The 26119-nt window shown below is 58.0% G+C and carries 26 protein-coding genes and 1 tRNA gene; 17 read left to right on the plus strand and 10 right to left on the minus strand.

Translation table 11 applies throughout. From position 1 onward, the window contains the following. Positions 1-9: 9 nt before the first annotated feature. Positions 10-1374, minus strand: coding sequence for a PFL family protein (locus tag QP324_RS04590; RefSeq protein ID WP_284814748.1), 1365 nt, complete (start codon positions 1372-1374; stop codon positions 10-12). Position 1375: 1 nt separating this feature from the next. After that, positions 1376-1645: an ACT domain-containing protein gene (locus tag QP324_RS04595; RefSeq protein ID WP_179386521.1), complete on the minus strand. Its 270-nt coding sequence runs from the start codon at positions 1643-1645 to the stop codon at positions 1376-1378. Between the two features lie 104 nt (positions 1646-1749). On the opposite strand from QP324_RS04595, the gene QP324_RS04600 reads away from it, so the two are divergent. From QP324_RS04600 to QP324_RS04620, 5 genes are all read left to right on the plus strand, one after another. Continuing rightward, the gene (locus QP324_RS04600; protein WP_284814750.1) at positions 1750-2424 is read left to right on the plus strand and encodes an NAD(P)H-binding protein; all 675 of its coding nucleotides are present in this window, start codon (positions 1750-1752) and stop codon (positions 2422-2424) included. A 21-nt stretch (positions 2425-2445) separates the two neighbouring features. Further along, complete coding sequence (locus tag QP324_RS04605) at positions 2446-3417, plus strand: nucleoside hydrolase (RefSeq protein ID WP_284814751.1); 972 nt, start codon at positions 2446-2448, stop codon at positions 3415-3417. Positions 3418-3600: 183 nt separating this feature from the next. Beyond that, positions 3601-4311, plus strand: coding sequence for an ECF transporter S component (locus QP324_RS04610; protein WP_239273272.1), 711 nt, complete (start codon positions 3601-3603; stop codon positions 4309-4311). Further along, positions 4311-5003: an energy-coupling factor transporter transmembrane protein EcfT gene (locus tag QP324_RS04615; protein WP_284814752.1), complete on the plus strand. Its 693-nt coding sequence runs from the start codon at positions 4311-4313 to the stop codon at positions 5001-5003. Before QP324_RS04610 ends, QP324_RS04615 begins: the two co-directional genes overlap by 1 nt. Further along, positions 4994-6130 carry an ATP-binding cassette domain-containing protein gene (locus tag QP324_RS04620; RefSeq protein WP_284814753.1) on the plus strand — a complete coding sequence of 379 codons (1137 nt, stop codon included), beginning with the start codon at positions 4994-4996 and terminating at the stop codon, positions 6128-6130. The genes QP324_RS04615 and QP324_RS04620 overlap by 10 nt, the downstream gene beginning before the upstream one ends. A gap of 75 nt (positions 6131-6205) precedes the next feature. On the opposite strand, the gene QP324_RS04625 is transcribed toward QP324_RS04620, so the two are convergent. Further along, the gene (locus tag QP324_RS04625) at positions 6206-6781 is read right to left on the minus strand and encodes a TetR/AcrR family transcriptional regulator (RefSeq protein WP_284766497.1); all 576 of its coding nucleotides are present in this window, start codon (positions 6779-6781) and stop codon (positions 6206-6208) included. A 192-nt stretch (positions 6782-6973) separates the two neighbouring features. Further along, the gene (gene acnA / locus QP324_RS04630; RefSeq protein ID WP_284814755.1) at positions 6974-9787 is read right to left on the minus strand and encodes an aconitate hydratase AcnA; all 2814 of its coding nucleotides are present in this window, start codon (positions 9785-9787) and stop codon (positions 6974-6976) included. Positions 9788-10115: 328 nt separating this feature from the next. Here acnA and QP324_RS04635 point away from each other — a divergent pair, with 328 nt between their 5' ends. The 3 genes from QP324_RS04635 (at position 10116) to QP324_RS04645 (ending at position 14855) form a co-directional block, all read left to right on the plus strand. Continuing rightward, positions 10116-10580: a DUF6676 family protein gene (locus QP324_RS04635; RefSeq protein WP_239277738.1), complete on the plus strand. Its 465-nt coding sequence runs from the start codon at positions 10116-10118 to the stop codon at positions 10578-10580. Positions 10581-12295: 1715 nt separating this feature from the next. Continuing rightward, the gene (locus tag QP324_RS04640; RefSeq protein ID WP_284814757.1) at positions 12296-13750 is read left to right on the plus strand and encodes an NlpC/P60 family protein; all 1455 of its coding nucleotides are present in this window, start codon (positions 12296-12298) and stop codon (positions 13748-13750) included. Positions 13751-13781: 31 nt separating this feature from the next. Then, positions 13782-14855, plus strand: a complete 1074-nt coding sequence (locus QP324_RS04645) for a ferrochelatase (protein WP_284814759.1) — start codon at positions 13782-13784, stop codon at positions 14853-14855. Here the strand turns inward: QP324_RS04645 and QP324_RS04650 are convergent. Further along, entirely contained in the window at positions 14852-15625 is a 774-nt protein-coding gene (locus QP324_RS04650; protein ID WP_284814761.1) for a hypothetical protein, read from the minus strand. The genes QP324_RS04645 and QP324_RS04650 overlap by 4 nt on opposite strands. A 33-nt stretch (positions 15626-15658) precedes the next feature. Between QP324_RS04650 and QP324_RS04655 the strand changes: the two genes are divergently transcribed. Then, on the plus strand, positions 15659-16498 hold the full coding sequence (locus tag QP324_RS04655) for a DUF3097 domain-containing protein (RefSeq protein ID WP_200435636.1): 840 nt from the start codon (positions 15659-15661) through the stop codon (positions 16496-16498). On the opposite strand, the gene QP324_RS04660 is transcribed toward QP324_RS04655, so the two are convergent. The 3 genes from QP324_RS04660 to QP324_RS04670 form a co-directional block, all read right to left on the minus strand. Then, complete coding sequence (locus QP324_RS04660; protein ID WP_198493063.1) at positions 16495-17073, minus strand: MarR family transcriptional regulator; 579 nt, start codon at positions 17071-17073, stop codon at positions 16495-16497. The two genes, QP324_RS04655 and QP324_RS04660, sit on opposite strands and share 4 nt — an antisense overlap. Positions 17074-17127: 54 nt before the next feature. Further along, a complete protein-coding gene (locus QP324_RS04665) occupies positions 17128-17844 on the minus strand; it encodes a TVP38/TMEM64 family protein (RefSeq protein WP_284814763.1) in 717 nt (238 codons plus the stop codon). Between the two features lie 78 nt (positions 17845-17922). Then, positions 17923-18008: transfer RNA gene (locus tag QP324_RS04670), tRNA-Leu, on the minus strand. Between the two features lie 227 nt (positions 18009-18235). Here QP324_RS04670 and QP324_RS04675 point away from each other — a divergent pair. After that, a complete protein-coding gene (locus QP324_RS04675; protein ID WP_239278798.1) occupies positions 18236-18775 on the plus strand; it encodes a YbhB/YbcL family Raf kinase inhibitor-like protein in 540 nt (179 codons plus the stop codon). Continuing rightward, on the plus strand, positions 18775-19167 hold the full coding sequence (locus QP324_RS04680) for a hypothetical protein (protein WP_239278799.1): 393 nt from the start codon (positions 18775-18777) through the stop codon (positions 19165-19167). Before QP324_RS04675 ends, QP324_RS04680 begins: the two co-directional genes overlap by 1 nt. A 90-nt stretch (positions 19168-19257) precedes the next feature. Here QP324_RS04680 and QP324_RS04685 read toward each other — a convergent pair whose 3' ends face one another. Then, a complete protein-coding gene (locus tag QP324_RS04685) occupies positions 19258-20373 on the minus strand; it encodes a quinone-dependent dihydroorotate dehydrogenase (RefSeq protein ID WP_284814766.1) in 1116 nt (371 codons plus the stop codon). 4 nt (positions 20374-20377) lie between these two features. Beyond that, complete coding sequence (locus tag QP324_RS04690) at positions 20378-21424, minus strand: hypothetical protein (RefSeq protein ID WP_284814768.1); 1047 nt, start codon at positions 21422-21424, stop codon at positions 20378-20380. Between the two features lie 66 nt (positions 21425-21490). Between QP324_RS04690 and QP324_RS04695 the strand changes: the two genes are divergently transcribed. The 6 genes from QP324_RS04695 (at position 21491) to hisG (ending at position 26058) form a co-directional block, all read left to right on the plus strand. Next, positions 21491-22345 carry an undecaprenyl-diphosphate phosphatase gene (locus QP324_RS04695; RefSeq protein WP_284814770.1) on the plus strand — a complete coding sequence of 285 codons (855 nt, stop codon included), beginning with the start codon at positions 21491-21493 and terminating at the stop codon, positions 22343-22345. Positions 22346-22370: 25 nt separating this feature from the next. After that, the gene (mshC, locus tag QP324_RS04700) at positions 22371-23609 is read left to right on the plus strand and encodes a cysteine--1-D-myo-inosityl 2-amino-2-deoxy-alpha-D-glucopyranoside ligase (protein ID WP_239278804.1); all 1239 of its coding nucleotides are present in this window, start codon (positions 22371-22373) and stop codon (positions 23607-23609) included. Positions 23610-23633: 24 nt separating this feature from the next. Further along, the gene (locus QP324_RS04705; RefSeq protein WP_005324796.1) at positions 23634-24017 is read left to right on the plus strand and encodes a hypothetical protein; all 384 of its coding nucleotides are present in this window, start codon (positions 23634-23636) and stop codon (positions 24015-24017) included. A gap of 127 nt (positions 24018-24144) precedes the next feature. Next, positions 24145-24867, plus strand: coding sequence for an HAD family phosphatase (locus tag QP324_RS04710; RefSeq protein WP_284814771.1), 723 nt, complete (start codon positions 24145-24147; stop codon positions 24865-24867). Between the two features lie 52 nt (positions 24868-24919). Beyond that, the gene (locus tag QP324_RS04715; protein ID WP_204609052.1) at positions 24920-25183 is read left to right on the plus strand and encodes a phosphoribosyl-ATP diphosphatase; all 264 of its coding nucleotides are present in this window, start codon (positions 24920-24922) and stop codon (positions 25181-25183) included. Between the two features lie 29 nt (positions 25184-25212). Next, a complete protein-coding gene (hisG, locus tag QP324_RS04720) occupies positions 25213-26058 on the plus strand; it encodes an ATP phosphoribosyltransferase (protein WP_239278805.1) in 846 nt (281 codons plus the stop codon). Positions 26059-26119: the final 61 nt, after the last annotated feature.

The following is a 26119-nucleotide window of genomic DNA, read 5'->3' on the forward strand; positions in this document are numbered from 1 at the left end:
TTGCTGGCGCTAGTTGCGGAATCCATGCACCGGCGCGGGGATGAAGCCGCCGCGGTTAATGAACTGCGCATTGCCCACCTGATTGACCGGGATGACTGGGGCGTAGCCAAGAAGTCCTCCGAAGCTGACCTCGTCTCCTACCTGGGCGCCAGGTACCGGAATGACGCGTACGGCGGTGGTTTTATGGTTCATCACGCCAATGGCGGCCTCATCAGCGATCATGCCCGAGATCGTCGCGGCCGAGGTATCGCCCGGCAGGGCAATCATGTCGAAGCCAACCGAGCAAATAGCGGTCATGGCCTCCAGCTTGTCCATGGAAATGGAGCCGGACTTGACCGCGTCGATCATGCCTTTGTCCTCGGAAACCGGGATGAAGGAACCAGACAACCCGCCCACGCGGGAACAAGCCATCATGCCGCCCTTCTTTACGGCGTCGTTAAGCAGAGCCAAGGCTGCAGTGGTGCCGTGGGTGCCCACCTGGTCTAAGCCCATGTGCTCCAAGATGTGCGCAACCGAATCGCCCAATTCGGCGGTGGGGGCAAGCGAAAGGTCGATGATGCCGAAAGGAACGCCCAGGCGCTCCGAGGCCATGGTGCCCACCAGCTGCCCGGCGCGTGTGATCTTGAAAGCAGCCTTCTTCACCTCTTCTGCAACCTGGTCTAAGCTGGCCCCCTCGAGCGAGCCCAAGGCACGGTCGACCACACCCGGGCCAGAAACGCCCACGGAGACCACACAATCGGGTTCCTCAATGCCGTGGAAGGCACCGGCCATAAAGGGATTATCTCCCACGGAGTTAGCAAAGACCACGAGCTTGGCGCACGCTATGGCGGAATCATCCTTAGTTAGCTCGGCCGCTTCCTTGATAACCTCGCCCATCTTCTTGGCTGCATCCATGTTGATGCCGGCGCGGGAGCTGGCGATATTCACGGAGGAACAGACGACGTCGGTAGTAGCCAGCGCCTCCGGAATGGAGCTGATGAGTTTTTGCTCCGCGGTCGTGGCGCCCTTTTCTACTAGGGCGGAGTAGCCGCCCACGAAGTTGACGCCAACCTCCTTGGCTGCCTTATCCAGCGCCTTCGCTGCATCAACGGGGTTTCCCTCTACTCCGGCCACCACCAACGAGACGGGGGTTACGGAGATGCGCTTATTGACGATGGGGATACCGAGCTCGCCCTCGATGCCTTCGCACACCTCGACGAGGCGCCCTGCCTGCTGGGTGACGCGGTCATAGATGGCCTGGCAGGTAGCCTCCATGGTGGAGCGGGTGCATCCGAGGAGGGAGATGCCCATGGTCACGGTGCGGATATCGAGACGATAGTTCTCAATCATCTCGATGGTGTCCAAGATATTGGTGGTATTAAAACGCGTACTCATTCTAAATCTCGTTCATGGCGGTGAAGAGGTCTTCGGACTGAATGCGGATGGACTGGTGCTTTTCCTCCGCCACGGGGCGCATGCGCTCCTTGATGGTCTGGATGGAGACCTTGTCCGCATCGAATTCGACGCGCAGGATCATGGTGAAGTATCCGCCCATCAGCGTCTGGGAGACGTCGATGACGTTGATATCGAGTTCTGCAAGGGTGGTGGTCACCGCGGCGATGATGCCGGTGCTATCGGCGCCGGTGACGGTCATAATGGCATACATGCAGACAAGTCTATCTGCTTGCCGGGCACGCCGCGGTGGTTTGTGCGTGCCAGATAGGTGAGGGCGTCTGCACGCCGGCCGCGCCGTTGTTACGGTGGGGAGGCATGACTGATAAGAAGAAGATTCTGTACATCGGTGGACACGGCAAGGTCGGACTGCTTACCGCCCCTAAGCTGGTTGACGCCGGCCACGAGGTCGACTCCCTCATCCGCAATCCAGAGCAGAAGGCCGAGATTGAAAAGCTCGGCGCGACCCCGGTTATGGCGGATATTACTGAACAAACCGTGGATCAGTGGGCAGATCTTTTCGCCGCTTATGACGCTGTAGTCTGGGGCGCCGGCAATGGCGGCCGAGGTGGGGCAGACCTCACCTGGGCCGTTGACCGCGATGGTGCCCTCGCTACCCTCGACGCCATGGACAAGTTGCAGCAGGAGGGCAAGAATGTGCCTGCCTATGTGATGATCTCTTATGTCGGCTCCCAGGTAGCAACCACGGATCCTGCCGATGAGAAGTGGTATGCCTATGTGGAGTCGAAGAAGGAAGTAGACAACCGCCTTGTACAGGCAAGCTTCCCGCACCTCATCCTCAAGCCAGCGATGCTGACCGAGGAACCAGCCAAGGGCATTGAGCAGATTGAGGATAAGAAGCTGAAGGAGTCTCTGACTTCTTCCCGCGAGCTGGTTGCGGACGTCATCGTCGAGGCCCTTGGCCGCGACAACCTGCCGGATTCCCCGCTTGCCTTCGTTGATGGCGACAATCCGGTGAGCTCTATCAAGTAAGGCGCTAGACTGGCTGGCATTATGACTACTAAGCCACCAGCTGTACTCATTGATTGCGATCCCGGCATCGATGATTGCCTCGCCCTTATGTACTTGGCGGGTCTGCATCATGCCGGTGAGATCGAGCTGGTGGGCGTTACCACCACGGCCGGCAACGTCGAGGTCCACCAGACCGCGGCTAATGCCCGCTGGATTCTGGACCTGTGCTCGCTTGCCGACGTTCCCGCAGCCCCCGGCCTACCCCTACCGCTCAAGGTGGATCTCACCACCACCCCTGAGACCCATGGCCCGACAGGGCTGGGCTACGCACATGCCCCCGCTGCCGCCGCCAAGCTGCAACAGCGCGATTGGCAGCAGGTATGGGAAGAAGCATTAGCCACCCACGACGATCTGCAGCTGATCGTTACTGGACCGGTCACCAACCTTGCTGCATTCGAAGCAACCCATAGCGAGGCTGCCGCGCGCTTCGGCGCCATCACCATCATGGGCGGCGCGGTCAATTACCGCGGAAACACCACGCCAACTGCCGAGTGGAACTTTTGGGTGGATCCACACGCCGCCGCCCAACATTTTCATTCAACCGCCCCACGCGTTCTCACCACGCTGTGTTCCCTCGAAGTAACGGAACAGTTTCTCATCACCTCGCAGCGTCTAGACGAGGTCCTTGAATTGTTGGGGGAGCACCCCACGGCACAAATCCTGCCGGACGTGTTGCGTTTTTATTTTGAATTCCACCAGGCACAAGGGGAGGGATATCAAGCTCAAATCCACGACCTCTTGACCTGCATGATTGCTCTCGGGCGCATCAGTTTCGGCGCGGTAGAAACCACCATGGACGTCGAGGCGGAATCGTCACTGCTGCGGGGCACGAGCGTTGCGGATTTGCGCAACCATTGGGGCCGCGCCCTCAACGCGCGGCTGGTAACAAGCGCAGACATAGCGGCCGCACACCACGAATGCGTGCGGGGATTGACGCTATTGGCTTCGTGTTAGTGGCTTTTGACACGCAGAACCTCTACTATTATCCGCGGCGCACGTGCCGTGCGAGCTCGCTTTCCGAGGTGACATAGGAAAAACAGCACCAACCGCGGTCGTCGTTTATTTTGCCCATTTTTCGGTATATGGATTTGGACTTTTACTGTGTCACAGCTTTCTCTCACCCCCGCCCGCAAAGCCATGGTCATCGCGGGTGCACTCATCGTCGCCGCAACCTGGATTTATCTGGTTCTCCTGCGTCCTACTGATTGGGAATCTGTCGCCGGCTCGACAGAGGCGCTCATTACCCTCGCCGGCTACCTCGTTGGCGCCGCGCTTCTTCTAGCCGGCACCGTTCCGGCGCTACCGGCACGAACCATCGCCATCATCCCGGTAGCGCTAGTGCTCAATATTGTTGTTGGCGAAATCATCGGTTCTATCGGCGTTCCGCTGTATATCGACTCCGTGGGAACAATCCTGGTAGCCGCGCTCGCGGGACCCATTGCCGGATTGGCTACCGGTACATTGTCCTCCGTCGTATGGGGGCTGTTGAACCCTGCCGCCCTGCCCTTCGCCGCCGTGTCCGCCGCCACGGGGTTCCTCTCCGGACTGGTAATCAAGAAGGGCGCTTTCACCAAGGTCTGGTGGGTTATTCTCAGCGGCGCCGTCATCGGCATTATTTCCGGTATGCTCGCCGCACCAGTGGCTGCCTTTGTCTATGGCGGTACCGCAGGTCTTGGTACGGGCGCGGTTGTTTCGCTCTTCCGAGAACTGGGCAATTCCCTCATCGCCTCGGTTACGCTGCAGTCCTTTATTTCGGATCCCCTGGATAAGGCACTGGTCTTCCTCATTGTCTGGGCAGCGGTCAAGGCACTGCCACAGCGCACCCGAGAATCCCTCCAGCCACGTTAATGCAGGGCCTTCATCCCGCGACCGTTGTCACCATCGCGGCCTGCGGCTGGATCCTTACTTTGGCGCTGGATACCCCGGTGGCGTCGGCAAGCGTAGTGCTTCTCGCCCTAGCCTGCGGTACTGCCGCTACCCGCAACGCTTCCGTGATTTTGACAACTGTGGCGCTAAGCGCCCCGGCGGCCCTTTCCATGCTGGTCATTCACGCCCCCTACGGTGATGACCCAGTGCTGCCGCTGGTAACAAGCGACGGCCTGGTGCTCGCCGCCACCCTCACCCTCCGATTCTGCGCCCTCATGGCCTGCTTCATCGCGGCCATGGCAGCGCTGCGCATTGCTGATATCGCCAAATGGCTGCAAGTTTCGCGCGCTGGCCACAAGGTCGCATATATCGTTGGAGCCTCCCTGCAAACCCTGCCCCAAGGTGCGCACGCTTGGCGCTGCGTCCGTGAGGCCAACCAGCTCGCCGGCATCACCGTGACCTGGCGCAACACCATTTCGCGCGTCATTATTCCCGTCATCGCTCGCCTCCTTACCCAAGGAACCCAACGTGGACAGGCCCTAGCCGCCGTCGGATTCGACCAAGAAGGGCAACGCACCCTCCTGCGCCCTGTTGCCGATTCCATGGTCTCTCGCGTCATACGCCTGGTCATTCCATTAGTTAGCTTTGCGGTGGTGATTGCTACATGGATTTAGCCCGCATTAAGCCCACCCCAGGGGCCATTTATCAAGTACTCGTCGAACCTGACACAGCCGCCGAAGACGTTGCCGTGGAACTAGCGGAGTACCTATCTACCGAAGCCATCATCGGCACGGATGCCTCAGCACAGATTAGCTTCCTGCGGGAAACCTGCATCGAAGAAGTAGTTTTAGGCCTCGAGAATGCCGGCGTGCCTGCCCCTGAAATGCAGCGGCGCGGGGAGCGAATGCTTCGCGCTGTAGGACTGTCTGACTACTGCGAACATGACCCAACCCAGCTATCTGGTGGCCAAACGCGCAGGTTGGCGGCAGCCTGTGTTGCCATTCGCGAGCCAAAAGTCATGATTGTGTGCGAGCCTGCAGCCGGGCTAGACGCTAACTCACGCACGCAAGTAGTTCGCCTCTTGCAGGCAATGCCGGGGACTTGCGTGATTTCCGTTTCTAGCTCCTCCTGGCCAGACTTGGGTGGCGACATCATCGGAACAGACCCACTCGTAGCGGCCCTCGACTTACCGCGGGTTTCTCCAAGCTCCCGGACAGGGAGTATCGGTCCGCTAACGGCACGCAGGGGTGCAACAAAGAAGAAGTGGTGGCATTTTTCTCAGCCCACCGGCACGTCCTTCAGCGTCGGACCGGTAGAAATCCCTATCACGGAATCTGCGGTTACGTGGCTGCGAGGCAATAATGGCAGTGGCAAGACCACGCTCCTGCGCGCTGCTGCTGGACTCGATGGTGCCGGAGTTGTCTCGAATCCACCCGCTCTTGCCCTGCAATCGCCGTTTGATCAGGCAGTGTTTGCAACGGTGGAGGAATTCGTCCCCAATGACACCTTGCGCAACCTGCTGGGACTAAACCCCGCAGACCATCCTCTCGATTTATCATCGTCTCGTCTGAGACTTGCGCAAATTGCCCACGTGATCGGGCAGCACCGACAGGTGGTCCTGCTCGACGAACCAGACACCTTGCTTTCCGCTGCCGACCGCTGGCTCATGCACCAATTGATCCACCATGCACTGCAGTCCGGCAGCGCCCTCGTGGTTACCTGCCACGATCCTAAGTTTGTGGCAGAAATAGGAACCTATGCCCAAGTGGCGGAAAAGACAGTGCCGGTGCCGCAACATTAGGCGCATACAACACTGCTCCCGGCTATTTCCAACATCAGTTTAGAAGCAGCCGGGAGCAGAAGTAGGTGTATGGGGTTACTGTGGGCTCGCCTGAGCACCGCGGATGGATTGCTCTACTAAGTCAAGAACCTTTTCCAGCTCCGCGGTATCGCCCAAGGCAAGCCGGTTAATGAATCCGTCCATGAATACCTCAAGATAGATGGCTAAGGTATCGATTCCTACATCATCTCGTAGGCGACCCTTATCCGCATTAGATGCCAATCGTGCGCGAACGGCTTCATCACGAACCGATTGATTTTCTTTCCACCGAGCGGCGAACGAGGGGTCCGTGCGTAGTAGGGAGGTGATTTCCAAGCGAGTGGCTAGCCAATCGTGGCGCTCGGGATGTTGGAGCATTTCCCGCATGACTTCTACCAAGCCATTTTGAGCCACGACTTCGGCCTGCCGAGCGGCATCTTCTTGCGCCAAGGCTAGGAATAGCGACTCTTTGTCACCGAAGTGGTGAAAAATTGCGCCACGTGACTTACCCGTCGCTTGCTCCAAAAGCCGAACAGTCGCTCCCTCGTACCCGTGCTCTGCAAAGCAGCGGCGGGCACCTACGAGAATGTCGTGCCGGCGGCGGCTAAGTTCAGATTCGCTCACGATGGGCATAGTAGGGAACTCTCCTTAATGGGGGATGTCTAAAGAATCTTTAATCAGTAATTTTAAATAAGAAATAAAATCGACGTGACGAAACGCGGGGCCGCATTGCCCTTCCTGGGGAGGGCGGTGCAACCCCGCGTTGTCGACAGAACTTAGTCCTTTAGCTCCCCTCGGGTGGGCTAAAGGACTGCGCGAAGACGCTTAGTTCTTGACCATCTGACGCAGGACGTACTGCAAGATGCCGCCGTGGCGGAAGTAGTCAGCCTCACCCGGGGTGTCGATGCGAACGTCAGCATCGAACTCCACGGCCTCGCCGGATTCCTTGGTAGCGGTTACGTGGACGGTCTTCGGGATGGAGCCATCGTTGAAGGCGGAGATGCCCTCGATGTCGAAGGTCTCCGTACCATCCAGGCCCAAGGACTCGTGGGACTCGCCCTGCGGGAACTGCAGTGGGATAACGCCCATGCCAATCAGGTTGGAACGGTGGATACGCTCGAAGGACTCAGTGATAACAGCCTTCACACCAAGCAGGTTGGTGCCCTTAGCGGCCCAGTCACGGGAAGAACCAGTGCCGTACTCCTTGCCAGCAATGACAACGAGCGGGATGCCGGCTTCCTTATAGTTCTGGCAAGCATCGAAGATGAAGGCCTGCGGGCCGCCTTCCTGGGTGAAGTCACGGGTGTAGCCACCGGTGACGTCTACCAGCTGGTTAGCTAGGCGAATATTCGCGAAGGTGCCGCGCATCATGACCTCGTGGTTACCGCGACGGGAGCCCAGGGAATTGTAGTCCTGGCGGGCAACGCCGTTTTCATCGAGGTACTGCGCAGCCGGGGTGCCCGGCTTAATAGCGGAAGCAGGGGAGATATGGTCAGTGGTGACGGAATCGCCCAGCTTTGCCAGCACGCGTGCGCCCTTGATGTCTTCAACCGGGTTCGGCTCGGTTGGCATGCCATCGAAGTAAGGAGCCTTGCGGATGTAGGTGGAATCCTCATCCCACTTGAAGGTCTCGCCTTCCGGCACGTCCAGGGCGCGCCAAGCATCGTCGCCCTTGAAGACGTCGGCGTAGTCAGCCTCGTACATCTCGCGGGAGATAGCGGACTGGATGGTGTCCTCAATCTCCTGCGGGGATGGCCAAATGTCCTTCAAGAAGACATCGTTGCCTTCCTTGTCCTGTCCCAACGGCTGAGCGTCAAAGTCAAAGTCCATGGTGCCGGCAATGGCGTAGGCGATGACCATGATTGGAGAAGCCAAGTAGTTCATCTTGACATCCGGGGAGATACGGCCCTCGAAGTTGCGGTTACCGGAAAGTACCGCGGTGGCAGCGAGGTCATTCTCGTTGATGGCTGCAGAAACCTCGTCCGGCAGTGGGCCGGAGTTACCAATGCAGGTGGTGCAGCCGAAGCCGGAGAGGTAGAAGCCCATGGCTTCGAGGTCCTTCCACAGGTCTGCACGCTGGAAGTAGCCATCAACAACCTGGGAGCCAGGAGCACAGATGGTCTTAACCCATGGCTTGGACTGCAGACCCTTTTCTGCTGCCTTACGGGCGATAAGGCCTGCGCCCACCATGACGGATGGGTTAGAGGTGTTGGTGCAGGAGGTGATGGAGGCAATGGCAACCATGCCGTGGTCCAAGGTGAACTCGCCACCGTTTTGGGACTCCACGGTAATTGGGTTGGAGTGGCGGCCCTTCGCGCCAGTAGCCGAGGACTCGCCGTGACCCTCACGAGCCTTGTTCAAGCCGCCGGTGACGTCCTCCATAGCTGGGGCGCCGCCTTCTGCGGACATGCGCTTTGCCTCGACAGTGGATTCGTCAACGCAAACCTCGTCGGTGGTGTAGTTAGCCAGATCCTTGCGGAACTGCTCCTTGGCCTCGGTCAGCAGGATGCGGTCCTGCGGGCGCTTCGGGCCGGCAATGGAAGGAACAACGGTGGACAGGTCCAGCTCGAGGTACTCGGAGTACTTCGCCTCTGGAGCGTCCTCCTCCAGCCACATTCCCTGCGCCTTGGCGTAGGCCTCGACGCGGTCGATCTGCTCCTGCGGGCGGCCGGTGAGCTCGAGGTACTTGGTGGTCTCCTCGTCAATCGGGAAGATCGCAGCGGTGGAACCGAACTCAGGGGACATGTTGCCGATGGTGGCGCGGTTTGCCAGCGGGACAGACTTAACACCGTTGCCATAGAACTCAACGAACTTCTGAACAACGCCGTGCTCGCGCAGCATCTCGGTGATGGTAAGAACGACGTCGGTTGCAGTAACGCCGGTAGGAATCTCACCGGTCAGCTTGAAGCCGACAACCTTCGGGATAAGCATGGACACCGGCTGGCCGAGCATGGCAGCCTCTGCTTCGATGCCGCCGACGCCCCAGCCCAGAATGCCCAGGCCGTTTTCCATGGTGGTGTGGGAGTCGGTACCGATACAGGTATCCGGGTAAGCAAGGCCCTCGTTGTCGAATACAACGCGAGACAGGTACTCGATATTTACCTGGTGGACAATGCCGGTTCCCGGAGGAACTACGCGGAAGTTGGAGAAGTTCTCAGCACCCCAGCGAAGGAACTGGTAGCGCTCTTCGTTGCGCTGGTACTCGATTTCAACGTTCTTTTCCAGCGCATCGGTAGAGCCGAAAGCCTCAACGATGACGGAGTGGTCAATGACCATTTCGGCCGGGTTGAGAGGGTTAACCTGATCCGGGGTGCCACCCAGTGCGGAGACGGCCTCACGCATGGTGGCGAGGTCAACAACGCAAGGAACACCGGTAAAGTCCTGCATGAGGACGCGTGCCGGGGTGAACTGGATTTCGGTGTCCGGTTCTGCTTCCGGATCCCAGTTTGCCAAGGCGTTAATGTGATCCTTGGTTACGTTCTTGCCGTCCTCGTTACGTAGCAGGTTTTCTGCCAGCACCTTGAGGGAGTAAGGCAACTTCTCCAAGCCGGAGACGGTGTTGATGTCAAAGTAGTCATAAGACTTGCCGTTGACGTCAAGGGTCTTCTTGGCCTCGAAGGAGTTCAAGCTTTCAGTCACAGGGAGCTCCATTCCTTGTTAATAAACAGTGTGTTCTGTTTGGTACTCGCCGCCTGTCGTCACAGCGGGGCAGTGCTCAGCGTCAACGGTCACGAGTGTGACTCGACGCGACCATGGGGCCCGCTGTGTTGAAGGCGACAAAGAACGCGATGGTTCACCTAGATATTGTAGAGGCTAAAACCTTCGGTCGCTGCCATTGTAACAGTACAAGCGTTCTGTTTTCACCTTTTCAGGAAAATCGGCGAGTTGAGGAAATGGGTTGCTGTGATCTGTCCGTATCTTTGGGGAGAAGAAGTTTAGGAGCCCTATATATAAGGAAGAGATACGCATGGTTCCTGCGGGCGTAGATGTAGCTGATTTGGCAAGCCAGCTGAAAGAGGACGGCGTGGCCTATACGTCCCCAGCGCTCAGCCAAGATGCACAGCTCAACGCGGAGGTAGCTCAAGGCTTGCGAGACGGTGACGGGGTGGCCGTGGTTGATGTGATGGCTGATCGGGCACCTGATGTCCGCGACATTGCCCAAGAGCTCCAGGATGCGACAGGTTTAAACACTGTCATCGTTCAAACCCCCCGCCATGTTTCTTCCGTCAGTGACACTTATAGCCGCGCCGGCATTGAGTCGGTGCAGGCGCAGATCGTGCCTGGAGTTAACCAAGTAGACCTTCTGTCTGAGTACTACAGGGGGCTAGACCAAATCAGTCTCCCTGTGGGCGCAGTAGTGGGGACGGTTGCCGTAATCGCCATAATTGTTTTGGTCAGCTCTTTTCTGGTGGCCAGCCGGCGCGGGGTCTAGGGGTTGAGAAGACTCTATGTAATTCCCGATTGGGTCGGTCGGGCAAATAGGGTAGCGCGAGCACTGCGGAACTTCACTTTCCAAAACTCGACAGATACTCCTTTAAAATTAAGTTTGTTCGAAAAAGTATCGCGTCTCAGGGTGAAATTTTTGCGGGCCTTCGATGTACGAAAAATTCGAGCAACTGGCCCGAGGGTGGGTGCCGAAGAACTCCGGGTGAATGTGAATGGCGCAGTTTCGTTCACTCACGGTGTGTCGAGAAGGCCGGTTGTTGATCGGGGAGGCAGAAGTTCGGTCTGGGCTTAGCTTGAACCTGGTACCTAATTGGGGGCCGTGAATGGGGCGGGGGAGTGGTCAAAGTAAATTCTTAGGGGTTGACATCCGGTGGGGGAGTGGCTCTGTTGTCCTAGTTGTGGTCGAGCTGGGGGCCGGTAGAGCGTATGGAACTCTGGTTGGCTAGTGATTAAAGTCACAATAACGGGATGGTAACAAAATCATTGCAGGTTAGGTGCATATGTTGAGTCATGTGAATTAACTTGACTCACGTGAATTGCGGGAAAATTGTGCGAAACGGGCGTGTCGTGACGTAAGGTTCGGTTGTCGACTCAGGAGACATTTCTTGCTTCCTGGGTTCATGGGCTTAGCCTTGACTGTCACGAGAGATCTCGCACGGGTATGTGGGGAAGCACGCCTCGAGCGAAGGTTAGAACGTCGAGTGGCCGTTCTTGGAAGTCAATGAACTGGGACCAATCGAAAGTGATTGGGGACGCAGGCAATGAACTTGAGCGATTGCAATGTTCGAAAAATTACACATCAACCCACCTTCCGTTTATGAGGTGAGACGCGTTCATTAGAACTCCACCGTGTGGAAATTTTGGTGCGAACCTTTATATGGCTAAGGCTGAAAGCCTGTTGGCACAGAAGGTGCGCACGAAGAGGTCCATAGGGATAGGGTCTGGGAACGCCGAATCACTCCACAAGGGTCAGCCTCGTGCGGCCTGTTCATGGTTTGTGGCTGCTTGCCCTCGACGGCTCGGTAGTACTAAAAGGCTAGACCTTTTGGATTCCGGTCCGGCGCCGCGGCGAGGTCTGCCAGAACCCGTAGAGCAGTTCTCACGGTGCTCAGTGCAACGAAGACGTGATCGGGGCATACGGAATCGCGGGTTGTTAGACGCATCCTGGAGCGTATGTCGCGCGCAGCGCAAGAATAGAAGTGGATTTCGCAGTCGTGGGAATTTGTTTGAACAGAGAATAGTTGTAGACCATTTGTGGCCGACTTGTCGGACTCACGCAAGTAGACCTTTAGGCTCTCTTGCCAGAGTGCAAGTTGTCTGTATATCGCTGTTGTTGGGGAAACAGTAGCGGTTTGAGTCGTCCAGTAACGGCGCAGCAATCGTCCTTAACTCTCTCTAGTTCCAACATGAAAGCCCTAAGTCTGCTGAGGGTCCACCGAAAGAGCACACCCGGAGTGAAGTCTCAGCCAATGTAGGCAGTCCATCAACAATTACCGCTCTAGTGTCTGCGGGCACCAGGGGTTAGCTTCGCGTATCTATTGATATCTACTCGAGGCGAACCTCTAGGCCGCCCAATAGGACATGCGATAACGCCTGTGTTTGTGCGAAATATGCAGGCGGGGAGCCCGGGCATACCTATGTCCGGAGTCTTCATGGACTCTCACTAAAGGAGCAGCGTGGGCCCAAACTAGGAGTATTTCAGTGGCCACCATTCGCCTTCCGCGCATTCGACATGTTCGCGCTTTCATTGCTGCAGTAGCAGGTACTGCAGCCATTTCAACACTTTCCACCGTAGCCCCAGCAAGCGCCGATGAAGTATCGACGCCAAACCCAGGTACGGTCCAGGACCAAGAGTCAGACCACGTAGCAATTGACCGTGCAGTTGCCAACGCGGATTCACTGCAGGGTGCTGTAGAGGAGTCCCGGGCAGAGCTAGGTCGCGCGGAAGCAGATGTTTCCGGAGCGGAAGACCGTATTGCTCAGATTCGAACCCAATTGGAACAAGTGAACGGCGAGCCGGGTACTAACGAAGAGTATGTTGCCAGCTTGGAAGATGAGCTGCGCCAGGCGGGCGAGGAAAAGCGAGAAGCCGAGAATCGTGTTGCGCAGGAGCGCCGAGAGCTGGCCCAGAATGAAGCGCGACTAAACGCTACCCAAAGGTTTGCGGAAGCCACTTTTGCCCGCCAGCAGCAGGTTACGTCCCAGGGGGAGGAAGCAAGCGGGGTACAGCTCTCGCAGCAGGATTCTCTTCCGGCGGCCCTAAATCAAGTAACCAATCTTGATTCTGGGAATTCTACCGATACATTTTCTGTCAATCCTCAAGACTTGACTACAGGAGACAAGTCTCAGACCTTTACCGATGAGGTGGTAGAGGGTGGAACGCCTGAGGTTACGGGCGGCACGGACGTTGCAGAGAACCCGGAGGAACCATCCGTTGCTGAGCAGGAGAAGACTGCTCCAGAGGCGGACTTTGAAAACGCCCTCAACAAGGGTGCTACTCCGACGTTCCAGAACGTCGATTTCGGCACTGGGTCCTCTGTGAACGATGCGCTCGGACTTGCGAATGATATCGCTGCAGCCGTTGATGAGGACGATGTGCGCACCCTCATGCAGGGCTCTTCTGACTTGCTAGGTTTGAGCAGCCCGAATACTGCACCTGCCGCCAGCGTTGACGCTCCCGAGGTGGATGAAGTGTCTGAAGTTGAGGAAAGTACCACCGGTGCAGACGCGGGCCGAGACGCTCAGATCGAGGCCGTAATTTCTCGCGCTGAGTCTCAGGTCGGCGTCCCTTATGTGTGGGGTGGCGGCGATAATAATGGTCCTACTGGTGGGCTTCGCGATGGTGGCGTGGCTGATTCCTTCGGGGACTTCGGTCAGTCTGGCTTCGATTGCTCGGGCCTAGTCAAGTACGCCTACGCGGCAGCCGGCCTAGACCTTCCTCACTACACTGGTGCACAGTACCAGCAGGGCAAGAAGGTTCCGCGCGCGAATGCACAGCGCGGTGACCTTATCTTCTACGGAGCTGGTGGAAGCCAGCACGTAGCTATCTACCTAGGCGACGGCCAAATGATTGAAGCGCCACAGTCTGGTCAGACTGTTTCAGTAGTCCCAGTACGCTGGGGTGGCGCTACTCCGGATGTCGTGCGCCTTCTCTAATCTCCAACTTTTGGTTGGTATGGTTTAGGGCATGACTGACGCACAACAGAATGCCCAAAACTTCGACGCCCTCCTCGTTCTTTCTTTCGGTGGCCCGGAAGGAAACGAGGAGGTCGTTCCTTTTTTGGAGAACGTAACTCGAGGTCGAGGCATCCCTCGCGAGCGGCTAGAAGTGGTGGGCGAGCATTATTACCACTTCGGAGGGGTAAGTCCGCTCAATGCACTTAACCGCGAAATCATCGATCATGTCGAAGGGGAGCTGAAAAAACGCGGACATAATCTACCAGTCTACTTTGGCAATCGTAATTGGCATCCCTTTGCCAGCGAGACTGCGGAGAAGATGTCTCAGGACGGAGTGCGAAAGGTAGCTGTCTTCGCTACTTCTGCATGGGGTGGGTACTCCGCATGCCGGCAATATGATGAGGACATTCAGCAGATGCGCGAGCATCTGGCGGAGCAGGGTTTGCCGGACATTGAATTTACTAAGATTCGCCAATTCTTCGATCATCCGAAGTTCGTGGCCGAAATGGCAGCCGCTGTCACAGAGGTCTGGGGACAGGTTCCGGAAGAAAAGAAGGAATCCACTCGCTTGCTGTTTACCGCCCATTCGGTTCCCGTCGCGCACGATAATGTGGGCGGCGCGGAAGGCGATAAAAACCTTTACTCCCGCCAGGTGGCAGAGGCGTCGCGGTTGGTGGCCGCACAAGCCGGTATTTCTGACTATGACCTTGTATGGCAGTCACGTTCGGGCAATCCACGCACTCCGTGGCTCGAGCCAGACATTGTTGACCACACCACCAACATCCATAACAACGAAGGCGTGGACACGGTAGTGGTGTGTCCGATTGGCTTCATCTCAGACCATATGGAGGTCATCTGGGATCTCGATTCCGAGCTGCAGAAGGCGGCAGACGAGATGGGTGTCAAAGTTCTGCGCACCCGGACAGCGGGTCCGACTCCAAGGTTTGCGGAGATGGTGGTTGATCTCATCGATGAACTAGAGCAAGGCCGCGAGTGGGAGACCAGCGGGAGCGTGACGGTGCAAGGGTGCACAGTCAATGGTGCTCCGTGTGCAGCGGGGTGCTGCGATATCTGGTCCCGTTAACGGGCAAATTCTCCAAGCGCATAAGACACGCCCGTCATGCGGGCCTGGCGGATGTGGCGCCACAAGCGAAGCAATTGTGGATCAAGGCTGTGGTCATTGATGCGGTCAGTGACGGTTTCGATGATCGCGGCTACTCGGTCGGCCCGGGCAAAGAGTTTGGCTGCTCGAGCTGGCGTTGAGTGGGGAAGACCAGGTGTGTCATAGAAGTCGCTCAGGGTTCCCACGGTGAGGCGTGGGCTGGGCAAGGCCTCGGTGCTATACCCAGTTGCGGCGATGAGATCGGCGGACTCATTGGTTGCTTGAGAGAGGAGTGCGTCGGCTTCACCGGGGCTTAGCCAGGCGGGCGCGGGGAGTTGCTGCTTTTCGACGACCACTTGCCACGCAGTATGGCTGTGGCGAATGTGGGGTACGAGGACTAAGTTACGCAAGGGATCATTGGTACGAACTATGATTGCTCCGGCAGAACTTTGTGCGGCCGCGCGATAGGACTCCGATCCTGCAGGCAATGCGGGCGGCTCGCCTGGCCCGGACAGTGCGAGACGCACAATAGGCTCTGCACGTACACCGCGATGAGCGGTGAGCTCGGTGGTCTCCGCGCGCAGCATGGCTAATAGATCGACGAAGGGGGATTCGTCCCAGCATTCTGGACGTCCGCCTAGTTCAGTAAGCGCGTCCAGTAGGTCATCGGTGGTTTCATGTCCCCACAGCCACGAGCCAAGCCATACGGCAGTGTTTTGTAAAGGTGACCATACTTCGGCGCGCATATCCATGGCGAGCCAGTCTAGTAGATAGACTAACGGGCCATGAGTTTTGATCCTTATGGCGGAGATATTTTTGCTGGCCACTCGCGGTCGAAGCCGCGCCAGTATCCAGAAGTGCCAGCCGAGCCCGGAATGGTAGTGGAAGTGCGCGGCGACGACTTTGTGGGCGCTGTTATGGGCGTGGATAAAACCGTTTTCGGTGAGGTGGTACGCCTTGAGGATCGCCACGGCGTAGAACGGGTCTTTAACCTGGTTAAAGGCGGATTCCTGGTGGAAGGAAAACCTGTGACGCTTACCCGGTACGTCGAAAAGCAGGCTCCTCGTAAGTCCAACTCCGGCTCCCGCCGCGTAGAGAACGTGGAAGCTAAGGTCGCCGCTCCTTCCCGCATTTGGGTCGAAGGCGTGCACGATGCTGCCATCGTAGAAAAAGTGTGGGGCCACGACCTGCGTGTGGAAGGTGTGGTAGTCGAATACCTCGAGGGTTTGGACAACTTGGAGGCGCGCCTCGCAGAGTTTCAGCCAGGGCCAGGCCGCAGGGTCGGAGTATTGGCGGATCACTTGGTTCAAGGCTCCAAAGAAACCCGATTAACGGAAACCGTGGGAGAGCATGTCCTGGTAACTGGACACCCCTTCATCGATATCTGGGCGGCGGTAAAGCCACAGCGCGTAGGCCTGCGCGAATGGCCAGATGTTCCCTACGGCGAGGATTGGAAGACCGGTATTTGCCGCCGCGTAGGGTGGAGCGACCCGAAGGATGGGTGGCGTCATGTCTATAACGCCGTACATTCCTTCCGCGACCTAGACTCCAGCCTAATCGGCGCCGTGGAGCGCCTCGTGGACTTCGTTACTACACCTGAGTTGAGCAAATCTGATTTGCTCTAGGGGTGGGCAAGGTTGGCGCGTTCAATGAGGTTGACGGCCAACTGCCACCCCGCCATTTCCGCGCTCCAGCCGGCCGCTTGGAGGCGTTGCGACATGGCTTGCTTGGAAATTCCTAGCTCTTCGGCGGCCTCATTCTGGTTGAGCCCTGCGCGGACAAGCGAGGTTGCTTCGCGGCCTTCGATGGTGCGCTTGTGGAGAACGTACCCAAGTAGGGCAAAGGTGGCCGCGATATCGCTCGCCTCCGAAGCGCGGCCGCGTTTATTGAGTTTGGCGTAGACCTGCCCCATGCGGGCGGACTTCCGCAATGCGGCGGTTGCTACCTGGCGCGCGCCTTCCTCATCTTCTTGGTTTCCGGGACTAATGCCGATGCCGATGGCCCAGTCGCCGTCGGCAAGCAAAGCCATGACCACGTCGCACACGGCAGTTGCTGAATCAACTACGGCGCAAATATCTTCCACGCCGAGCACGTGGAACTCGCCCACACCATTGAGGGTGGATAGAGCCGTTGCGGAGCGTTGGACCAACTCTGCGCGACGCACGGAGCGGCCCCGGTAGCGAGCGTGGACAGCAAGCACAGAAAATCCTCCTTAAGGAACCAATTGCGAATTAGTCTACCGCTCGTACTTGACTTATGGGCGAGTGGGTAGACGTGAATCCATATACAGCCCGCCCATACCGATGGCGGCAAAAGCTACCATGGCAACAATGATGCTGGGCGAGGTGTGGCCGGTGAGGGCATCGCCGAAGAAGACGCCGAGGGCAGTAGTTGGGACGGAACCGAGGAGAGTGGCCACGGTGAAGTGGCTAAGCTTCACGGGTGTTAGTGCGGCAACATAATTCAGGAGGCTGAAGGGGACGCCGGCCACCATCCGCAGCGAAGCGATGGCCAGCCAGCCGCGCCGCTCTAAGTGGGCATTGATTTTAAACACTGCTGGGTGGGTTAGGTGCGGCCGGATCCAGTCTCCGAGGAGCGTGCGGACGATGAGGAGCGAGAGGGTCGCTGACACCGTCAAGGCGCACAAGGAGAGGGCGAGGCCCTTCCATGGGCCAAAAAGTATTCCTGCGGCTACTGTCCACAACGTCCGAGGAAATGGAAGCTGCGTAAATATGACATAACCTAGGATAAAAAGGAGAGGAAACCACGCACCATAGCGGGTGGAGGCGACGCGAAGCTGGGACACGTTCGGCAGATCAAAGAAGTAAAAGAGTATCGCGCCGGTGGCGATAGCGGCGAGGACGGCTACCCAACGACGCATCGACCACTGGAGAATTGACCGCCAGGCGGACTGGGCGAGCGACATGAGGAACTGGCCGAAGCTGCGCGCCCAACTCAAAAATGTGGTCATGGGGGAGATCGTAGTCCTTGTGGGAGTACTGAATAGAAAAATCCGGCGGCTACCTTAGTGGTAACCGCCGGTCCGTTGTGCCCGAGGGGGGACTTGAACCCCCACGTCCGTTAATAGGACACTAGCACCTCAAGCTAGCGCGTCTGCCATTCCGCCACCCGGGCAGGGTGTTTGTCAGCCTCTCGGCTGGGTACTCCGATACTGTATCCTGCTCGAGGCTTGCTTTACAAATCGCCTGCGTGTGGCGTGAAAAAGCAAATATTAACGGCGTGTGGAAATACATGGTTGTAAGTCTGGGTAGGGGCTTTCCACGTGTGCAGCAGAATTTATGCAGGCCGCGGCGGTTACACCACATCGACATCGCCTTGTGAGGTGGGGTACAAATGGGTCTATGACTTCTTACGCAGATGATTCTCGGTTTCCTGGTCCAGATCCTTACGCACCGCTGCGCGATGTCCCTTCCTTCGTTCTCTCGTCCACTGATGTGGTGGAAGGAGACGAGCTGCAGGAAAAGCTCCGCGCCCCAGAGAACGTATCGCCTCAGCTTGCCTGGTCTGGACTGCCGGAAGGTACCAAGTCCCTGGCCGTGACCTGTTTCGACCCCGATGCGCCAACGGCTTCTGGTTTCTGGCACTGGGCGGCGTTCAATATCCCCGTCGAGGTAAGCGAGCTGCCTACCAATGCCGGTGCCGCCGAGGACTTGGGTATTGACGGCGTCATCAGCTTGCGCAACGACTCGGGCGAGCGCACCTACTTCGGTGCGAACCCGCCTGTCGGACACGCCCCGCATCGCTACCTTTACGCCGTCCATGCAGTCGACGTAGAGAAGCTCGATATCGACCCAGATGCTTCGCCGACCGTGCTTGGGTTCAACCTGCATTTCCATGCTCTTGGTCGCGCCATTTTGTGGGGCTGGTACGAGGCGAAGTAATGGCTAGTGGCTCTACTTCATCGCAGCCTAGCCCGCCGACGGCGCTGCGGGTGGGCGGCGCCTTCATGGTGGTCGCATTCGTGCTGGTCCTCTTTGCATTAATCTCCGTCTTCACGGATGGTTGGGGTGCCGATTTCGAATGGACGTATTCCAAAGTGGCGATTATTGTCGCCGCGATCATCGTCGGCGCCTTTAGTACCATGAGCAAAAGTCAGGCGGGAAGCCGCGCGCAGGTTGCAGCGTTGGTCATCGCCATTGTGATTATTGCAGCAAGCCGCTTTGTGCCCGGCGATATCCTATTCACGCAACCACAGTTTTGGGTCGTGTTCTACGCCGGCTTCGCGGTGTTGTGCGCACTGATTCTCAAGCGCAGCGCCATGTCGCAGACCTAGTCAGCACCGCAAAAACAAAGGGTCCGCCTACTTCCTCTGCGTGCAGCAGGAAAAGTAGGCGGACCTTGTGTTGTGCAACCTTGGGTCGGACTAATCCAAAGGCTTCCAGGGGAGGCCGGAACCAACCGCCTGGGAAATATTGCTCAAACCGTGGGCACGGATTTGAGCGGCAATGCCGCGGTGGATATCGCGGATCCAGTCCGGACCACCGTAGATGAGACCGGTGTAGCCCTGCAGTAGGGAAGCACCGGAAGTGATGCGCTCCCATGCTTGCTCCGGCGTGGAGATGCCACCCACGGAGATGAGGGTGAGCTGGTCGCCGACTCGCTCATTGAGGCGGCGCAGTACCTCTAGGGAGCGCTCGGCTACCGGAGGGCCGGATACGCCACCGGCACCCATCTCCTTTACCTCGGCGGCTGGAGTCTTGAGTCCCTCGCGGGAAATGGTGGTATTTGTCGCTACAATTCCGTCGAGCCCGAGCTCGAGGGCTAGGTTTGCCACGGCGTCAACGTCAGCATCAGAAAGATCCGGGGCAATTTTCACCAGCACCGGAACCGCGGTGCATTCTTGCACGGCGGAGAGAATGGGGCGCAGCGATTCCACTGCTTGCAGGTCGCGCAGGCCCGGGGTATTCGGCGAAGAAACGTTGACCACCAGGAAATCTGCCAAGTCGCCCAATACCGACGCGGAGCGGCGGTAATCTTCTACTGCATGCTCGGCAGGGGTGACTTTGGTTTTGCCAATATTGATGCCAATGACATCGCTGTAGCGACGCTTGCGCAGGTTTTCTGCGGCGGCCGCTGCACCTTTATTGTTAAAGCCCATCCGATTCAAGATGGCCTTATCGGCCTTGAGGCGGAAAAGCCGCGGAGCAGGATTGCCAGGCTGTGCTTGGGCGGTGACGGTGCCCAACTCTGCAAAGCCAAAGCCAATGGGAGCCCACGTATCAGCGGCCGCGGCGTTTTTATCAAACCCGGCGGCAAGTCCCAACGGGCGGGGGAATTCTACTCCGAAGACCTCTTGGCGCAGCACTGGATCGTTGACCGGCAGGATCTTTGCCAGGGCTCGGTTGGCTGGCCCGGCGGCTTGGAGTCCGCTGAGCGCAGTGTTAATAATCTCGTGGATGCGCTCTGGGCTCAGCTTAAACATGCCCCGCAGAGCAAGCTGGTAGGCCTGCGCGCGCAATTGGTCAATAGTGCTGGTCATGGTGTTAAGACTCCTTCTTCAGGTGCGGGGTGTCCACGAACTGCAGCCCGTGGCCGGTGGCGGAGGCGGCGACAAAGGTGCCGTCGCCAAGCAGGGCAATATTCTGCGCATCCGGCACGGTCGAGAGATCTCCGCGCAGCTCTGGTACGCCTTTGCCAATTTCATAGGCATGAGCCTTATTGGTATCGGTGGCGCTCACCCACGCCAGATTGCGCTTATTATCCCAGGCTACGCCCCAAGGGGTGCCCTCTACGTTGCCGTATTGGTGCAGGCGGACGACGTCATCGGACGTGTAGATAGCCAAGCGGCCGCCCTCGGTATCGGAGGCGAGGACCACGCCGTTATCGCCCACCGCGATGCTGCCGACTCCCTGGCCAACGCGCAGTCGGCCGCCCGCGCGATCATTCGTCCAGTCCACGTTTTGGATGGTGGAATCCTCTCGGTGGATGCGTACCACTCCGTCATCGCCCGAGGAATTGGGCACGGCCAATAGCTGGTCCGAGCCAGCTTCCACCTCGATATCTCCGTCTCGCTTACCGTCCTTATAGATGCCTACCGTGGTGGAATCGGCCGAGGTGGCAAAGATCTCGCCGCTGGATAGCTGGGTGGCGGCGGTAACGGGGAAGTCCTCTTCCATATCGACCTCTTGGGGAGAATCCGGGGAAGCGGGATCGATGAGGAGAACCTTGTCCGGGCAGGCGAGGACGAAGCCCGACTCCGAAGAACTGAGGTCACCACACTCCGCAGAAATGTCTAGCGAGGTAGCCTTCTTCTCTTCAAAATCCTTCTGGCTACCGATGAGAAGCTCGTCCTTGGTGCGCACCGCCAGCGAGTCATCAAAGGCGGCAAGGTCAGTGATGTCTGCCTTAAGGTCGACCACCGTGCCTTCCGGATCCGCCTTAGCCGGGGAGACCGCTGGGGTGGCATTGCCCTTGACCGCGGTCTCTGGATCGGCGCCCACGCCCACTTCGGGCTGGCAGGCGGCCAACGCGGTGGCGCTAAGCGCCAGCAAACTAGAAAGGATAAGTGCAGAGCCAGATTGAGATTTCACGGCTACTAATCCTAACAGCGCGCGTTGTAAAAACTCGAAGCCCAGCGCGGCTGTAGTGTGAAGCGGGTGATTTCTAATACCGCAACTGACGCTGTTTCTTGGGCGCAGGTCATTGTTTTGTCCATCGTGCAGGGGCTTACCGAGTTTCTTCCGGTAAGTTCCTCCGGTCACCTGCGCATTGTTTCCGAACTTTTTTGGGGCAACGATGCCGGCGCGTCCTTCACCGCAGTTATCCAGCTGGGTACGGAGCTGGCTGTGCTGGTCTATTTTGCCCCAATGATTTGGCAAATTCTCTCCGGCTGGTTCCGCGGCTGGGCTGATAAGTCCTCTCGTGGCCAGGACTGGCGCATGGGGTGGATGGTCATCGTGGGTTCCATTCCCATCGGAATTGTCGGCCTCGCATTCGAGGATGCGATTCGTGGCGCCCTGCGCAACCTGTGGATTACCGCCGCAATGCTCATCCTTTTCTCCTTTGTCTTCATCGCTGCAGAAAAAATGGGTAAGAAGGAACGCAGCTTTGACCAGTTGACCATGAAAGACGCCATTGTTATGGGCCTGTGCCAATGCTTGGCGCTCATTCCGGGTGTTTCCCGCTCCGGCGGCACCATTTCCGGTGGTCTATTCCTGGGACTGGACCGCGAGGTAGCCACTCGCTTTAGCTTCTTGCTCGCCATTCCAGCCGTGCTGGCTTCGGGGCTTTTCTCGCTTCCCGACGCCTTTTCTCCCGAATCCGGCCAGTCCGCCTCCGGTCTCCAGCTCTTGGTCGGTACGGGCATTGCCTTTGCCTTGGGTTATGCCTCGATTGCGTGGCTACTAAAGTTTGTGGGCAACCACTCCTTTTCTTGGTTTGCCGCTTACCGCATCCCGGTCGGCGTGCTCGTCATGATCCTCCTGGCACTGGGAGTCCTGCAGCCGCTCTAAGGCACACCGCGTTAGTATGGTGGCTATGCATTCTTGGCCACTACCTTCCTTCCGCCCTGTGCCGGGTGATGCGGCACAGCTGCGCTTGTACGATTCTGCGAACCAAACCATCGCTCCCGTAGAGGTCGCAGGGGATACCGCCACCATGTACGTGTGCGGCATCACGCCCTATGACTCCACCCACTTGGGCCATGCCGCCACCTACCTGACCTTTGACCTTATCTACCGGGCGTTCCTGGATGCCGGGAAGAAAGTTCACTACGTCCAAAACATCACCGACGTCGATGATCCGCTATTCGAACGTGCCGAACGCGACGGTGTAGATTGGCGTGAGCTCGGCACTTCTCAAATTGACCTTTTCCGTTCCGATATGGAGCTGCTCTCCGTTTTCCCGCCGCAGGACTACATCGGTGCCATGGAGGCCGTCGATGAAATCGTGGAAATGGTGCAGAAGCTTCTCGACGCCGGAGCGGCCTACGTCGTAGACGACCCCGAGCACCCAGATATCTACGCCTCCATCGAGGCCACCGAGCGCTTTGGGTATGAGTCCAATTACTCTGCCGACGAGATGCGCACCTTCTTTGCCGAGCGCGGTGGCGACCCAGACCGCCCAGGAAAGAAAAATCCGCTCGACGCGCTTATCTGGCGAGCCCACCGCGAGGGCGAACCAGCCTGGGAGTCGCCCTTTGGGCCTGGTCGCCCGGGTTGGCATATTGAGTGTTCCGCCATCGCTACTAACCGCTTGGGTTCTTCCTTTGATATCCAGGGTGGCGGCAGCGACCTGAAGTTCCCACACCATGAGTTTTCCGCTGCCCACGCCGAGGCCGCCCTCAACGTTGATCGCATGGCACAGTTCTACGTGCATACCGGCATGATCGGCCTCGACGGGGTCAAGATGTCTAAGTCCTTGGGCAACCTCGTCTTCGTTCACAAGCTCGTAGAAGCGGGTGAAGATCCCTCCGCTATCCGTTTGGGTGTCTTCGCGGGCCATTACCGCGACGAGCGCGACTGGTCCGACGAGGTGCTCGACGGCGCTAAACGCCGCCTCGCCGCATGGCGGGAGGCCCTGGCGCAGCCGGGAAGCATGGCAGGGGCCGAAGAGGTCGTCGCCAAGCTGCGTGCCGCAATCGCCAACGATCTTGATACCCCGGCCGCGCTCGATGCCGTGGATGAGTGGGCAGAGGCCGACCGCGGCACGGACGAGGACGGAGCGGCCGAATTGGTTCGCACCGCACTAAATTCGCTCCTCGGCGTGCGGGCTTAGGCAAGATAGGGCAGTATCTACAGCATGAGCATTCGCGCCGATTTCCAGCCCACCGTAGATGAGTTCATTAGTGACCTGAAGTCCTTCGCCACCGGCGATTACCTCAAGGAAGAGGAAAAGGAGTTCTGGGAGGCACCGTTTGACGCCAACGTCCTCCCAGAGCTGCGCGGCCACCTTGAGCAGATGCTCGATGGGCTGGATGCTCTTCCGGACGATCCTGACGGACCACAGTTGGTCACCGTCTTGTCCAAGACCGTTCGCAAGTTGGCAGATTTTAATCGCGCTCAACACGATGCCGTTCTCGAGCCAGAGGAAAAGGAAGAGCTCTCTGAGCTTATCTATAACGCCAGCGCGGCCACCGGAGCAGACGACGAAGCCCTGTCGCAGATTCCGGAACTGGATTTTTAGTTCTGACCCTTCCGCTTTAGTAAGCGCCAGCTCGCGCTAACTGCGCGGCTGGCTTTTGCCGCCGTGTGCCCACAGCGTGAACGGCGAAACTATTTCCTACCTGATAGAGAAAGCTAGCTTTATTCTCGTGCCGCACTCCACCGCCGTTTCCGGCCTGACTAAGCCCGCCGCCATCTTCTGGGATATGGATGGCACCCTCACTAATTCGGAGCCCCTTTGGGCGGAGGCAACGTTTTATCTTTCAGAACTGCTGGGCAAACGGCTCACTCCCACCCAGCGCCTAGCTACTGTGGGCGCGACCTTTGATACCACCTTGGCAATCTGCGCGGATAATGCGGGGGTGGCGCTGCACCCCGAGGACAGCGAGCGTTACCGCGCCCGAATGTTTGACTATGTCAAAGGCCTTTTTGCTCGCCAGCTGGAAATCTTTCCGGGAATCCCTCCACTGCTTCAGGAACTGAAAGCGGATGGGGTGCCCATGATGGTCACTACCAATACCGAGCGCAATGTCGCTGACGCTGCTATCAATGCGTTGGGGCGGCACTATTTCGTCGATACTATCTGCGGGGATGAGGTTCCTGCCGGCAAACCAGCGCCGGATATGTACCGCGAGGCCGCCCGCCGCATTGGCGCAGATCCCGCGGAGTGCTTAGTTTTTGAAGATTCCGCAACCGGCATGCGCGCCGCAGTTGATGCCGGCTGTGCGGTTATCGGTTTGCCCGAAGATGATCAGGTTCAGGTACCGACCGAAGTCACCGAAATTTCTCGCCTCCGCGATTCGCGGCACCTCGCGGGAGCTAAGGCCACTGACGTCTATAAGTGGTTCGCTAAGATTTCGGCGCGGCAATAGAAATTCAGAGTTCCCCTACATTCTCTATCTACCTGTGGAACAATAGGTAGACGTGAAGAACTTTGAGACTCTTTTCGCCGAACTAGCTGAGAAGGCCGACCAGCGTCCAGCTGGTTCTGGCACCGTTGCCGCGCTGGATAAAGGCGAGCATTTCATTGGTAAAAAGATCATCGAAGAAGCCGGGGAAGTATGGATCGCCGCTGAGTACCAGTCCGACGATGAGCTGGCGGAAGAGATGTCCCAGCTGCTCTATTGGACTCAGGTCATGATGCTCAAGCGCGGACTTACCCCTGAAGACCTTTATAAGTACCTCTAGGCAACACCCCACAGGATGGAAGGATCCGCATGATCAAGATTGCTGTACCGAATAAGGGCTCATTGTCAGAAGCTGCAGTGGAAATCCTTACAGAGGCCGGTTACAAGGGCCGCGGGCATTCCAAGGCGCTCAACGTGGTAGATGCCGTTAACGGGGTAGAATTCTTTTTCCTACGGCCGAAAGATATTGCCATCTATGTCGCCCGCGGGGTCTTAGACCTAGGCATTACGGGCCGGGACTTGGCACTTGACTCTAAAGCGAGCTTTGATGAAGTTTTGCCGTTAGGCTTTGGTGGCTCCACGTTCCGGTACGCAGCCCCGCAGGGGGAGGAGTGGGATATCTCTCAACTAGCTGGGCGGCGGATTGCGACGTCGTATCCCAACCTTGTCCGCACAAACCTCGCCGCACATGGGATTGAGGCCGATGTTATTCGATTGGACGGGGCCGTAGAGATTTCCATCCGGCTAGGGGTTGCCGATGTTATTGCTGATGTCGTGTCAACTGGTACTACTTTGCGTCAGCAAGGGTTAGCGCCGTTCGGGGAGCCGATCATCGAGTCCGAGGCGGTAGTCATTAAGCGCACGGGGGTAGAGGTCACCGAGGAAGAGCAGGTAGTGCTCGACCGCATTCAGGGAATTCTGCACGCTCGCACCTATCTGATGATCGACTACAACATCGCTCAATCCAACCTCGACGCAGCCGCTGGTATTACTCCAGGATTGACCGGTCCTACGGTGTCGCCGTTAGCGCGTGAGAACTGGGTGGCAGTGCGAGCGATGGTTCCGAAGAAACAAGCCAACCAAGTCATGGACCGACTTTCCCAACTCGGCGCGGAAGCAATTTTGGCTTCTGATTTACGCATCGCCCGCTTTTAGGGGGATCAATTTCTCTGGGTCGGCCCAAATAGATTCAGTCGTGGCTAACATTAGCGCTTGA

It is taken from the genome of Corynebacterium sp. UMB0012 (assembly GCF_030216265.1).
Lineage (GTDB): Bacteria > Actinomycetota > Actinomycetes > Mycobacteriales > Mycobacteriaceae > Corynebacterium.

Bases quoted from the DNA above. Each gene is read 5' to 3' on its own strand.
- QP324_RS04625 (WP_284766497.1), bottom strand. From the start codon at position 6,781: ATGCCCATCGTGAGCGAATCTGAACTTAGCCGCCGCCGGCACGACATT.
- QP324_RS04655 (WP_200435636.1), top strand. From the start codon at position 15,659: ATGAGTTTTGATCCTTATGGCGGAGATATTTTTGCTGGCCACTCGCGG.
- QP324_RS04645 (WP_284814759.1), top strand. From the start codon at position 13,782: ATGACTGACGCACAACAGAATGCCCAAAACTTCGACGCCCTCCTCGTT.
- QP324_RS04650 (WP_284814761.1), bottom strand. From the start codon at position 15,625: ATGGATATGCGCGCCGAAGTATGGTCACCTTTACAAAACACTGCCGTA.
- QP324_RS04675 (WP_239278798.1), top strand. From the start codon at position 18,236: ATGACTTCTTACGCAGATGATTCTCGGTTTCCTGGTCCAGATCCTTAC.
- QP324_RS04680 (WP_239278799.1), top strand. From the start codon at position 18,775: ATGGCTAGTGGCTCTACTTCATCGCAGCCTAGCCCGCCGACGGCGCTG.
- QP324_RS04600 (WP_284814750.1), top strand. From the start codon at position 1,750: ATGACTGATAAGAAGAAGATTCTGTACATCGGTGGACACGGCAAGGTC.
- QP324_RS04685 (WP_284814766.1), bottom strand. From the start codon at position 20,373: ATGACCAGCACTATTGACCAATTGCGCGCGCAGGCCTACCAGCTTGCT.
- QP324_RS04615 (WP_284814752.1), top strand. From the start codon at position 4,311: ATGCAGGGCCTTCATCCCGCGACCGTTGTCACCATCGCGGCCTGCGGC.
- hisG (WP_239278805.1), top strand. From the start codon at position 25,213: ATGATCAAGATTGCTGTACCGAATAAGGGCTCATTGTCAGAAGCTGCA.
- QP324_RS04705 (WP_005324796.1), top strand. From the start codon at position 23,634: ATGAGCATTCGCGCCGATTTCCAGCCCACCGTAGATGAGTTCATTAGT.
- QP324_RS04590 (WP_284814748.1), bottom strand. From the start codon at position 1,374: ATGAGTACGCGTTTTAATACCACCAATATCTTGGACACCATCGAGATG.
- QP324_RS04665 (WP_284814763.1), bottom strand. From the start codon at position 17,844: ATGACCACATTTTTGAGTTGGGCGCGCAGCTTCGGCCAGTTCCTCATG.
- QP324_RS04605 (WP_284814751.1), top strand. From the start codon at position 2,446: ATGACTACTAAGCCACCAGCTGTACTCATTGATTGCGATCCCGGCATC.
- mshC (WP_239278804.1), top strand. From the start codon at position 22,371: ATGCATTCTTGGCCACTACCTTCCTTCCGCCCTGTGCCGGGTGATGCG.
- QP324_RS04610 (WP_239273272.1), top strand. From the start codon at position 3,601: ATGGTCATCGCGGGTGCACTCATCGTCGCCGCAACCTGGATTTATCTG.
- QP324_RS04620 (WP_284814753.1), top strand. From the start codon at position 4,994: ATGGATTTAGCCCGCATTAAGCCCACCCCAGGGGCCATTTATCAAGTA.
- QP324_RS04595 (WP_179386521.1), bottom strand. From the start codon at position 1,645: ATGTATGCCATTATGACCGTCACCGGCGCCGATAGCACCGGCATCATC.
- QP324_RS04635 (WP_239277738.1), top strand. From the start codon at position 10,116: ATGGTTCCTGCGGGCGTAGATGTAGCTGATTTGGCAAGCCAGCTGAAA.